Origin of the sequence: Legionella sp. D16C41, assembly GCF_048541585.1 — a bacterium.
Lineage (GTDB): Bacteria > Pseudomonadota > Gammaproteobacteria > Legionellales > Legionellaceae > Legionella_C.
This window is the reverse complement of the sequence record NZ_CP183303.1, coordinates 982833-995414: the sequence shown is the minus strand read 5'-3', so window position 1 is coordinate 995414 and position 12582 is coordinate 982833. Positions and strand designations below refer to the sequence as shown.

Genomic DNA, 12582 nt, shown 5'->3' with positions numbered 1-12582 from the left:
TATGCTTAAAAAAATTTTAAATAGCTATAATGTAGCTACAACTGCCCTACTAGCAAACTACTGGAAATATGAGGCTAAAACAAAAGAAAACTGGCAAAAATTAACTCAAAAACAAGGTAATCGGCAGAACGATTTATTTAAAGATTCAATTATGGAGAATTTTATTAATGAGGAAATCAAAGAAGAAGCAGATGCCCGCTTAGATAGACGTATGCGTTTACCTCTTGCCACTCGAACCCGCTTTTTTAGACATACTATATCTAACGCCGTTAAACATAACGACGTTAAACAAATTATTATTTTAGGTAGTGGCTTTGATACGTTAGCAACTCGTAAAGAAAAATACAGTAAGCAATTTGGGGTGCAATTTTTTGAAATTGATCAACCACAAATTTTAAAGGCGAAAGAAGCGATTTATGCCGAAAAATATCTAAATAAAAATGCTACTTATATTGGCCTTGATTATATTAAAGGTAACTTAATTGAAACATTAAGTAATCATGCAGTTGATTTTACGAAACCCACCCTTATCTTATGGGAAGGTAATACTTTCTATTTAAATAAAGAAGACGTAATAAGAATCTTAAATGAATTAGCAAATAAATTTGCGCACTTAACTATTACATTTGATTACATGCATGACGTTATGCAAACTAAAACTGAGCAACTTGATTCGGTTGCTAAAGAAAACTCTCTCGAAAAAACTTTAACTAATTTTGCTAATAAACAATCACCTTTTAAAGCCTTTTTCGCGCCTGATGAAATTGTAAGTGTTTGTGATAAGCTAGGTATTCGATGCATAGATCATAAAACTGCAGCAACACTTGCTAAAGAATATCATGTTGATGAAGAACCTTATTATACGGCTGAAACATATTCCGTTGCGACATTCCAAAAAGGTTAGAAGTTAAATTATTTTAAAGCAGTAATCAATAATCGTAGCCTGGGTGAAACAAAGTGAAACCCGGGTTTCGGCCCGATGGGTCTGCACCTAGGCTACATTTGCTACGAAATATTTCATTTGCATCCTATACAGCGCTAATATTTATACTTTCAAAGTTACATTATAATTTATGACTAATTTTAAAATTTTTATTCGTGAACCTAATTATCAAGATGAGGCGCAATTTTTACAGGTTATGCAAGATAGTGCAAAATTTCATTATCCCTTTGTTAGCGCTCCTAAAACATCTAACGAGTTTCAACATTACCTAGAACAATCTAAACAAGACAGGCAACAATCTTTTTTAGCTTTTAAAAATCATGAAATTATAGGTGTGTTTAATATTAATGAAATTGTTCGTGGCATATTTCAAAGTGCTTATCTGGGTTATTATGCTTCAGTTAAATTTGCAGGTAGTGGCCTTATGAGTCAAAGTTTAAAGTTAGTTTTGGTAGAAATATTTTTAAATTTAAAACTGCACCGGATTGAAGCCAATATTCAACCAACCAATTTAGCCTCTATTTACTTAGTACAAAGAAATGGCTTTTTTAAAGAAGGTTTCTCACCTAGGTATTTAAAAATTAATGGTGTTTGGTGTGACCATTTTCGCTTTGCTTTAACTTACGAAGATTGGCTTTCTAACTATAAAAATTCTAGTTAATAATGTTAAAATTAATTAAGTTTAAACAACCTGCCCTGCTGCCCAACCAGAAGACCATGCCCATTGAAAATTATAACCGCCTAGCCAACCAGTTACATCTAAAACTTCACCAATAAAAAATAAACCGGGTACCTTTTTAGCTTCAAATGTTTGCGAAGAAATTTCATTACAATCTACCCCTCCCAAAGTCACCTCTGCCGTTCGGTAACCTTCAGTTGCATTAGGTTTAATTGACCAATTTTGTAGAATTTCTGCAATAGTTTGTAATTGCTTGTGATTAAATTGTTTAATAGGTTTTTCTAAAAGGTAATTCTCATAAAATACTTCTAAAACACGTTTAGCAATGTAACGTGCTAATATCGTTTTTAAAAAACTATCAGGCAGCTCTACCTGAGCTTGCAGTAGTTCGTTATATAAATCCATTTGTGGTAAAAATTTAATATGAATTGGCTCACCTGGCTGCCAATATGAGGAAATTTGTAGAATTGCAGGTCCACTTAAACCACGATGCGTAAAAAGCACATTTTCCTGAAAAGACATTTTACTAGCACTTACCAAGCCTTCTATAGAATTGCCTGCAAGCACCGATAATTGTGCTTTATCTTTATCATGCAAGGTAAAAGGCACAAGGCCGGCCCGAGTAGGATAGACATGCAAACCAAATTGAGCTGCCAGCTGATAACCAAAAGGACTAGCGCCTAACGTTGGAATAGATAAGCCGCCACTAGCAACAACTAATGAGTCACATTGATAAGTAGCCTGTTGGCATTTGATGATAAATTGGCTACCGGCTTTATTAATAGAATTAATTGCTTGGTTAAGATGAATAGTTACGTTATTTTGCTTACATTCTGCTAGTAGCATATCAACAATTCGCTGTGATTTTTCTTCACAAAATAACTGTCCTGCTGTTTTTTCATAAAAGGCAATCTTATGTCGTTTGACTAATTCAATAAAATCCCATTGCGTGTAACGACTTAAAGCTGACTTACAAAAGTGAGGATTATGAGAGATAAACTGCTCTGAACTTGCATATAAATTAGTAAAATTACAACGCCCACCACCAGACATTAAGATTTTCTTACCAGGTTTATTACTTTTATCAAGAATTAAGACCTGTCGATTGCGCTTACCTGCTTCAAGACCACACAACATTCCAGCCGCACCTGCACCAATAATAATAACATCGACCTTAGTCATAATCATGCTAGCATTAAATCAATCTGGCCATATTGTAGCATAATAGATTTAATCTAAACGGTGACTGGCAATAAAATTAGCAAATATAATTTAAGCAATATTGCTAAAATAAAATTCACTGATTATGATAACTTATTGTATTTATTACCTGGTTGCTAAGAATGGATTTATCTGCTGCGCAAATTGAGTTTTTTGATGATAATGGCTACTTAGTTATTAATAATTTTTTCTCTAAAGCTACTTGTGAAAAACTTATTGAGCGTATTTATTGGCTATTAGATAATCAACAACATGAAATACCTCTTACTATTTTTTCAACCAAAACCAATGAGCATGCCCAAACTGACTATTTTTTAAACTCAGGTGATAAAATTCACTTCTTTTTCGAGCCCGATTCATTTAATAATGAAGGCCATTTAAAAAAGCCTATAGAAAAGTCACTGAATAAAATAGGCCATGCTTTGCATGATTTAGATCCTATATTTCAAGAATATTCTTATGATTTAAGATTAAAAAGCATGTGTCATCAGCTTGGTTTGCAAAAACCAAGTTTGCTGCAATCTATGTATATTTTTAAGCAGCCAAATATAGGTGCTGAAGTAGATTTACATCAAGATAGCACTTATCTGCATGCAGAAAATAGTGAAATTTTAGGTTTTTGGTTTGCTCTTGAAGATGCCACTATAGAAAATGGTTGTCTGCAAGTTATTCCAAGTCCTACTTCAACGCCATTAAGCAAAAAAATGATTCGTAAAGGCAACGATATTTATTTTGAAAATTATCATCGTTTAATTTGGCAAGAAAAAAGTTGTATACCGCTAGAAGTAGAACAGGGAAGTATTATCTTATTGCATGGCCGTCTACCACATAAAAGTAATGCTAATCATTCAGAACGCTCAAGACATGCCTATACTTTACATGCAATTGATGCAGCCTTCCCCTACCCTAATTCAAATTGGTTACAAAAACCTGATGGACTGGCTGAATGGAATTAAAAGTTTTGCTAACTCTTTAAAATTCACTGTGTTAGTAAAGCTTCTGTCGAAGCTATTACTATAAATTATCATCTTCATTTTCACCGTAGAATCCTGGCCTGGGAGCTTTCTTTGGCTCTGGTGGCTCTGGTAGTGGTTTATCTGATAGCTTATAAAATCCTATCCTGGGAGCTTTCTTTGGCACTGGTTTATCATCTTGCATAGAGGAAGAAACTAACTTTCGAAGCTTTGTTAAGTCCGCTACTTCTATATTAGTGATAGCATTAATTAAAGTTGCAGTATGAGGAGGTAATTTAGAATCTGTTAGTTTGTTAGCTTCTTTTTTTAATTCATTGAGAATATCTTCAGAATCTTTACCATTTTGATTGGCAATTTTATAAAATTTCTCATAGGTTGCTGACTTTTCATTCTTCCAGAAACTAGCAGTAGTAGGATGTGTAATTTCTTTCACTAGATTAATTATGTCTTTAACTAATCTCTCCCGCATTTCCTGTGGTTTAGCTTTAAAACTATCCTTTTCAATACTCTCCCTTATATCCGGTGGAATTTCTACGGGCGGGTTTAGGAAAAGCTTAAATTCTAAATCTTCCGACTCTTTAACAAGTACATTTTTAAGTTCAGAGAAATCATCACTAAACTCAAAAACACATAAAAACTCATTAGTGGTAGCCCCTTGCAACGTATCTTTCTGTTCATCTGTTATAAACTTGATATTTATACCCCCATGTCGGAGTGAAGAAACAGTATACTCTAACTTTTTAGCAAAATTTTCTGAGTTTAAATCTACTCCAACATATACTAACCCTTCTTTATATGCAGGCATAACAATAACTCCAAATGGGAATTAATTTAATTATAGCCCAAGGAATAAATTTGTAGGTTCAAGTATTTGATAAAATTAAACTTTTTTCTCATTCATAGATAAGAAATTTTAGTTTTTTCCAACTTACATCTACAGACTGGTAGTACATCAGCAATAAATTTGATGAATTACCTTCTATTCTATATTTCTTCTAATTTCGACTAAACGAATTAAAGTCTGTAAGTAAGCAGCAAGGTTCTCCTCTGCTGCAATAGCTATTTTTTTACGTTTTCTCAATATAGCAACTAATGTTTTATCTAATTTTATATGGATATCATCAAGTTCACTTATGTCAGAATCTTGATATAAGATAGCCACTTGTTGTTCAAGGTTTTTTAAATTAATTTTAAGTTTAGCTGCTGTATATTCAGCCTCGTCTTGATTAATAGCATTGATAATATTTTTTAAAGTAAGTTGGAGTAAAACAGTAGACCTAAATGCATCATGAGATTTTTCAAGCCTTGCTTGCTTATCTTTATTTAGTTTTTCATTAGTTAAGGTATCAATTAAACTGCGACATAACCAAAATAAATTAGTTAAATCATATAATGTTCCTTGAGTACGTGAAGTTAAAAGAACAACACAATTATGAAATAAGTAAGTTTTTAATTTTTTAAACTGCCTTTGTAGCATAGCCATCAAATCAGTTCGCCAAATTAAATTACCTACAACAAAGCTTGCAAAAATCCCAATTATAACGCCAGCTAAGCGCTCTAATGGCGCAGCAATTTCTACAGGAGGGCTACTGGTTTGAGTTAAAGTTATTAATACAGCAACATTAGCCTGTAAGCCTAAATAAGAGTAAGCTGTTGACTTGAATGACAGATAACTAAATCCCCAAGCAGCAAAAAAAATAATAAGAATTAAAAGGTATAAATTTAAAGGTAGCCAATACATAATAGCAAGTGGAATACCGCCACCAATTAAAGCGCCTAAAAAACGCAATATACCCGTATTTTTCATTTCAAATAAATTCTTTTTAACTGAAATAATAATACTGCTAATAATACCTGCGAGCCCACCAGGCCAATCACTAATTATCCATAAAGCCAACGCTAGCAAGGTTGATAACCCCGCTTTTATACTGTGAATTAATACATCAGGATCATTTCGCAACTGCTGCTGGGTATTTATTATATTGTGGGTAGTAATTTGTCTTCTTCCACCAAGCAATATTTTTTGCAAATCTGTGATTATGATATTTGTTTGGCGAAAGAAATGTGCTACTGCTAATTCATTTTTAGAAGATAAAGGTGGCAAGTCATTTAACTCAGCAATTAAAACAGGTAATTCTAATTTCACTTTTAAATTATCATTCAAAAAAGCCTTTTGTAAATTAGTTAAGTCTTGCCGTGCTTTACTAAATAATTTATCTGTTAAATTGCTAAATTTAGATTTGCGTCTTTTTCCTGTTACCAAGTTTAAAGAATTAAAATAATTAATAGCCTGATTTAAATCAGAAAGGGCGGCAATAAAAAAGCGAAACTGATCAATCTTATTTTTGTCATTATCAAATTCCCTATGCATAAAGCTAATTAACTCAGATGCTTTACGAATTTTCTTTTTTATTTTTAAATTTTCTTGGCGAAAAAGTAAATTAAGCTTCTCATCAGAAGTTTTATACAGTTTATCTGCCTTATCAAATAGCGCATCAATAGCGTTAAAAAGACCATTTATTTCTTTAGCGACATCACTTGTAATACTGTTAGGAAAAATAAATAATGCCACTACCCCTGAAACAACAACACCAATTCCTATTTCAGCAGGTCGCCAAATAGCCACACTAAATGCAGATTGTGGATCCATCGCCAATTGACCTACCACAAAAAAAGCACCTATTCCACCTAGTAAATAAGCATATGCGTATTTACTAAAGTTATAATAATAAGTTGCAGCAGCAATAATAAAAAAATTAACTAGGATATAAAGTAAAAAGCTATTAACAACAAAATGGGTAACATAAAAACCAGCCCAAACACCAACAAATGTTCCAACTAGCCGCATAATTGATTTATCAATAATATTACCGGTATAAATATTAGCTACCATGGCCACTGTCATTCCAGCCCAATAGGGTTTGTCTAAATGAAATGCAAAAGCAATAATAATAGCTAACACTACACCAACAGCAGTCCGCAGCGCTGCTCTATTTTCTAAAGAGCGCGGCCAGCACTGTTTAAAAATAGCTATTGTATTCATCGATAAGTTACCGTAGTTGCACTAGCACCAATACGCAAGGGATACTCAGGACTTACATCATCTAGATAAATACGTACTGGAAATCGCTGCGCTATTCGAATCCAATATTCAGTAGGCTCCATATAAACTAAAGACGATGGCGCACCACTAGCTTGTACTCGGTTGATACCCCAGCCAATACTTTTTACATGGCCATGAAAGGTTTTACCTGGATACATATCCAACCAAATATCTGCTTTATCGCCTGGTCTAATTAGGCGAATAGCTGTTTCGCGATAACGCGTTTCCACCCACCATTGACTTGTATCAATAAAAGCAAATAGCCATTGACCTGTTCTTATGTATTGCCCGACCCGAAGATTAAAATTTGTAATTAAACCATCAGTTGGTGCAACAACAGTAGTATGTTCGTATAAATAAAGAGCCTTATTATAAATTGCTTGTGCTTCTTTAATTTCATTATCATCAAAATTTTGTTGCGCTATTTTAACATTATGCGTTGCTGCAAGTACTGCCGCTTCTTGTTCTTTTACACGCGCAATAATATTAATTAACTGAATTTCAGCTAAAGCGCCTTGGCGAGTTAATTGACTAAAACGACGGTAATGGTCTTGACTTAAGCTTAGAAAGGCTTGACTTTGCTTTAACCTTTCTAGTGCTATTTGAATAGCTAGCTTGCGATTTTCATAACGAACTTTTGCAAGATTTAAAGCCGCGCTGGCTTTATTAAGTGCATATAAATAGGGCCTAGGATCAATCTCAATAAGTTTATCACCTTTTTTAACTGCCTGATTTTCTTGCACATATAAAGCACTTACGGGTCCTGACACTAAAGAGGCAATATTAATAACATTTGCTGATACAAAAGAATCATTAGAGCGAGTGTCGTAATAGGCAAAATAGCGATAGCCCAGAAACGCTAGAGCAATAATGACTAACGTGATCAAATGCGGCCAATATGGAAATTCAGCCAATTGTTCACGATTCATAAGTTATCCCTAACTAGATGAGCTTAATATCCATAAATTTATTCAAGCAAGCTTTAGCATTTATATTTCTGTATTTTATTCCATAATATATTTTTAGCAAAATTCATACCATTGTATGGCATGTCACTAAATTTTAAGTAAAAGGAGTTTTTCGAATTGTCTTTTGAGGTAGTCAGAACAATACTATGTAAGCCATTGTATTAAAAAGCTTTTAAGACATCACAAAAGTATAAATTAGAAGGTATTTTCTAAATAAATCAATATTTTTTACAATAAGATTGGTTTTTATTCATATTTTCTTAAGTTTTTTTCGGTAATATTTGATTAAATCAAAGAATATTTAGCATCCTTAATTTAAAAATTTATGAGAAAATCATGCAAAGTAATCAAGAAATTCAACAAAAACTTGACCAAGCTAAAGAACAGACTGCAACAAACTCTATTATTAGCAGCGAAATTAATGATGAAGATGAACTCCTTTTAACAGTCAATCAAAAGCTAGCGTGGCAGTCTTTTTTGTTAGTTAATGAAGAAGGTTATATTTTTAAAGCTATTACTGAAAGTAAAAATGAAAATTTTTTAATGCCACCAAAAATGGAGAAAATTAAAGATAAACCTTACTTTGCTTACGCCTTTATGGAAGTGGAAGTGACCATGCAGGATACAAAGAAAGCACACCTTCTTATAATAAAGCCTCGGGAAAAAGATGGAACTAGTAAGCATAACGATCTTTATGCAATAGGAGCCAATCTTTTAAAAAAATATTATTTCGATAAATTAGGTATAAAGGAAATTAGAGATAAAACATTAAGCCAAGGCGGCTATGCTGTCACCGGTGAATGTGAAGATGTATCTATACTTTCAAAAAAAGATTTTCAAAGAAAGGAGCCTGTTCACTTAAGGGATTTAAATATTAGATTTAATACTAAGGGTACAATAAGTGAAGCCTATAAGCCATTTACGACAGTGGCTAATCAAAAAGACTTAACTCCTGAGCAAGTAAAAGAAAAGAGACAGGAGTATGATACTCTAAAAGGAGAAAACAAAATAAATTTGTGCCCAGAACTACATACTTATATCCCAGATGAAAATTGGGTTTTACATGAAGATTGGGACGTGGATTTAAATTTAAATAGCCCTACAAGAAAAAGGCTAAATCCTTTAAAAGAGCAAGTACTTCAAGAAGATATGTCATTAGATAATGCTTCACTTTTACAGTCTAATACTTCTAATCAATCTTTGAATAATAACCAAGAGTTAGATAACCCCTCAGATAATTTTAAACAAGTGATCAAAAAAGACGATATTACTTATAGCGCTTTAAGAACCCATGGTTTCATGGGCATAGGAAGCCGTAACAATATAATAACAAAAAGACAAAGTTCACGATCAGCTCCTTACTCTATAAATAAAAGACCTAGTGATGATAAATCAGAGACACGGGAGACAGAGAGTAACGCCTCTCAAAATAGTTGCAACAATTCTTAAGGAGTAAACTAAGAAAATTATTATTGCTTGCATAAATTATTTTCTAAAAAATTAATAAAACCATTTAAGTGCTAATATTAATCCTGCAAACTTGATTGCATTATTTTGCAAAACACTTTAACTGATTTTATCTTAGCAATACCGATACACATTTAGCGAAGTGACCTTACTTCCACTTTACGGTATAAAAATATTTATCCCAACGTAATTCTGCGGTAGTACTTTCAGATATTGAGCTTACGCCCGCAGGCGTTCCAGTATAAACAATATCTCCCGCTTTTAAGGGGAAAAACTGACTGATATAAACCAATAAATTTTCTGGATGCATCATCATATCTGTACCTTTTGCGCATTGCTTGAGCGTATCATCAAGAAACAATTGAAATTCCACCTTCATATAATCATGAAATTGCGCATAGGGAATCCAGGGACCAAGGATAGCTGCATCTTTAAAGACTTTTGCTGTAGTCCATGGATGTCCTTGCTTTTTTAATTTTGTCTGGCGTGCTCTTAAAGTCATGTCAAGACCAAGCGTTACGTCTGCAATAGCTCTTCTTGCCTCCGCAATTGTCATCCGATACCCGTCATAAGCTAAACGGAGTACGATTTCACATTCAGGTTGTACTTGAGTGTCTTCATAGGGATAAACTACGTGGATTTGCTCACCCCAACCAGAAATTTGTCTAAGAACACTTGCTGGCTTTAAAAAAAGTACCGGCTTTTCTGGTACCGCATCACCAAGCTCTTTAGCGTGTTCAAGATAATTTTTTCCTACACAAATTATTTTATCAATTGTCGGTTGTAAGGTTACCATGTTCATCCTTCTTGTATTTCGCTGTTAAGTATTACTTAAGTGTTAGAATAATAACTACCGCTGAGATATTAAAAACAGGACTTTGCACTGAAGTTAAAACAAAGATTATTTAGTAAATATAAAAACTAGCTCGTTTAATTAGAAGCAATAATCTTTGCAAGTAGCTAGCATTTTGAAGACGCATAATTAGTGTCTCACTCACTAAAGTAAGATTTATATCTTTTATTTTTCTTCAATACGACTAAGCTTTTTTGTAATAGTTTAGCGTACAGAGTCAGGCAATAAAGGTAATAATCATACAAATAAACTAACTAATTAAATGAAGCCCTGTATTTAGAGACATGAAATAGTTTACAAATTCAAGCAAATCTATACTACAAACTTATAAAAAGTCACTATGGAAAATATAATTATTATTATTCCCATTACTAATTCAATATAATGGATTTGATTAATAAAAATACTTTTAAGTTTCTTATCACAAAAGTAAGCTATCAAACTAAACCAAGCAAAGGTCGTTAGGCCAATACTTATTAAGGCAATAAATTGAAAATATTTATCAAGGCTCATAAATAAAGGCAAGATAGAAGTAAAAAATAAAGTAATCTTAATATTGGTTAAATTCGTAATGAAGCCCATTAAAAAAGATTTACTTAATGGCGTAGGAGCAGCTTGATGATACGTAAATCTTTTTGAATTATAAAATTTACGAATTAAACTAAACCCAATATAAAATAAATAGATTAGTCCTATAGATATAAAAAGAAAATAAAATGCTGGATAATTTTGATAAAGAGTAGCGCCTAATAAAAAGCTAATCATACCATTTAACAACATGCCAGTAGCAATACCACTGGCACATAAAATTCCCTCTTTTCGCCCGCATGTAAGGCTTGTATTCATTGCTATAGCAAAGTCTGGTCCAGGCAAAGCTACAAAGCCTAAATGGAGAAACAATATGCTGGCTAATATAGAAAACATCGCATTATTCCTTGCAATAAAAATTAAACTACACTCTCTACCAAAGATTCATGATGTTTATTTATTTTTACATTGTTATTACATAAGTTTTGTTTTATGTAAGCGATTGCTTCTTTAGCTTCTTGTTTTATTTTAGGAGCCAGTTCAAATTGTTTAGTATCAATACACTGCGTTGAGGAAAGTATATTATTAATAATATCAACACAAGCTAAAACACCTTCCTTTTCCATACCATGATATGCAATAGTATTAGTACCAAACCTTATTCCACTAGTTACAAAAACGGAATGCTGATCTTCTGGGATTCTATTTTTATTTACAATAACACGGCATTGTTCTAATGCTTTTTCAGCAACAAATCCTGTCATCGCTTTAGAAGAGAAAATATCTACAAGCACCATATGAGTATCCGTGCCACCAGCTATAACTTTATATCCTTTTTCATGTAATGCATCAGCTAAATATTTTGCATTTTTTTGTACTCGTTTCATCATAGGTAAAAAAGTTCCATTACCTAGTATTTCCCCAAACATGACAGCCTTAGCTGTAACAGAAGCTAAGTTAGGTGCGCCTTGAATCCCAGGAAAAATACTACTTTGCACAAGGTTAGATAATTTTTTACCATTCACCATAGTATCAGCGTCTTTACCCATCAAAATTAAACCACCACGCGGGCCATATAATTGTTTCGAAGTACTCGTAACTACAAAATGAGCTTCATCGATTGGACTAGGGATTAATTCTGCAGCAATCAAGCCTGCTATATGTGAAATATCAGCTAATAAATAACTTTCTGTTTCATCAGCAATTTCACGAAAAATTTTATAGTCAATCAACCTAGGGTAAGCGCTAGCACCACAAATTATAAGTTTTGGTCGATGCTTTTTAGCTAAAGCTCTGACTTCATCATAATCAATTAAACCTTCTGAATTAACGCCATAAGAAATTGCATTAAAATATTTACCTGAAATAGAGGCTTTCGCGCCGTGTGTTAAATGCCCACCCGCATCAAGATGCATGCCAAGGATGGTATCATTAGCATTGAGTAAACTAAAAAGTAAGCCATTATTTGCGATTGCTGCACTTAAAGGCTGAACATTAGCATAACGTGCTTTAAAAACTGATTTTGCTCTTTCAATAGCTAAATGCTCTATTTGATCGATTACTTCACATCCAGCATGAAAACGATTACCAATATATCCTTCTAAAGTTAAATTGGTAATATCACTAGTGCTAGCTGCAATAACTGACGGATAAGCAACTCCAGATGATGCAACTAAAATTAGAGAATTATTTTGTCTTTGATGCTCTTCATCAATTAGCTTAAATAAATGATGATCGCTTTTTTCTAGTAATTCAAAACAATCTTTTATATAAGGTAAAAATCTATTTTCCATCATAGTGCTCTATTTTTATTATAATTTTTTTAAGTCTATGCGATTAAAAATGA

The 12582-nt window shown here is 32.9% G+C and carries 11 protein-coding genes; 4 read left to right on the top strand and 7 right to left on the bottom strand.

From position 1 onward, the window contains the following. The first annotated feature begins 1 nt into the window (after window position 1). Together ACNVED_RS04360 and ACNVED_RS04355 are read left to right on the top strand one after the other, a co-directional pair. Window positions 2–904 carry a class I SAM-dependent methyltransferase gene (locus ACNVED_RS04360; RefSeq protein ID WP_419420541.1) on the top strand — a complete coding sequence of 301 codons (903 nt, stop codon included), beginning with the start codon at window positions 2–4 and terminating at the stop codon, window positions 902–904. Window positions 905–1073: 169 nt separating this feature from the next. After that, a complete protein-coding gene (locus ACNVED_RS04355) occupies window positions 1074–1604 on the top strand; it encodes a GNAT family N-acetyltransferase (protein WP_419420540.1) in 531 nt (176 codons plus the stop codon). 21 nt (window positions 1605–1625) lie between these two features. Here ACNVED_RS04355 and ACNVED_RS04350 read toward each other — a convergent pair whose 3' ends face one another. Further along, the gene (locus tag ACNVED_RS04350) at window positions 1626–2804 is read right to left on the bottom strand and encodes an NAD(P)/FAD-dependent oxidoreductase (RefSeq protein WP_419420539.1); all 1179 of its coding nucleotides are present in this window, start codon (window positions 2802–2804) and stop codon (window positions 1626–1628) included. Between the two features lie 161 nt (window positions 2805–2965). Between ACNVED_RS04350 and ACNVED_RS04345 the strand changes: the two genes are divergently transcribed. Further along, window positions 2966–3799 (top strand): phytanoyl-CoA dioxygenase family protein, encoded by an 834-nt coding sequence (locus ACNVED_RS04345; RefSeq protein ID WP_419420538.1) that lies wholly within the window; start codon window positions 2966–2968, stop codon window positions 3797–3799. 58 nt (window positions 3800–3857) lie between these two features. On the opposite strand, the gene ACNVED_RS04340 is transcribed toward ACNVED_RS04345, so the two are convergent. The 3 genes from ACNVED_RS04340 to ACNVED_RS04330 form a co-directional block, all read right to left on the bottom strand. Then, on the bottom strand, window positions 3858–4622 hold the full coding sequence (locus tag ACNVED_RS04340; protein ID WP_419420537.1) for a hypothetical protein: 765 nt from the start codon (window positions 4620–4622) through the stop codon (window positions 3858–3860). 174 nt (window positions 4623–4796) lie between these two features. Beyond that, entirely contained in the window at window positions 4797–6860 is a 2064-nt protein-coding gene (locus ACNVED_RS04335; RefSeq protein WP_419420536.1) for an FUSC family protein, read from the bottom strand. After that, entirely contained in the window at window positions 6857–7849 is a 993-nt protein-coding gene (locus tag ACNVED_RS04330) for an HlyD family secretion protein (protein ID WP_419420535.1), read from the bottom strand. Before ACNVED_RS04330 ends, ACNVED_RS04335 begins: the two co-directional genes overlap by 4 nt. Before the next feature lie 375 nt (window positions 7850–8224). Between ACNVED_RS04330 and ACNVED_RS04325 the strand changes: the two genes are divergently transcribed. Beyond that, complete coding sequence (locus tag ACNVED_RS04325) at window positions 8225–9337, top strand: hypothetical protein (RefSeq protein WP_419420534.1); 1113 nt, start codon at window positions 8225–8227, stop codon at window positions 9335–9337. Window positions 9338–9503: 166 nt separating this feature from the next. Here the strand turns inward: ACNVED_RS04325 and ACNVED_RS04320 are convergent, their stop codons facing one another. From ACNVED_RS04320 to glyA, 3 genes are all read right to left on the bottom strand, one after another. Further along, window positions 9504–10151: a fumarylacetoacetate hydrolase family protein gene (locus ACNVED_RS04320; RefSeq protein WP_419420533.1), complete on the bottom strand. Its 648-nt coding sequence runs from the start codon at window positions 10149–10151 to the stop codon at window positions 9504–9506. Between the two features lie 369 nt (window positions 10152–10520). After that, entirely contained in the window at window positions 10521–11132 is a 612-nt protein-coding gene (locus ACNVED_RS04315; protein WP_419420532.1) for a LysE family translocator, read from the bottom strand. A gap of 23 nt (window positions 11133–11155) precedes the next feature. Continuing rightward, a complete protein-coding gene (glyA, locus tag ACNVED_RS04310) occupies window positions 11156–12532 on the bottom strand; it encodes a serine hydroxymethyltransferase (RefSeq protein WP_419420531.1) in 1377 nt (458 codons plus the stop codon). Window positions 12533–12582 lie beyond the last annotated feature (50 nt).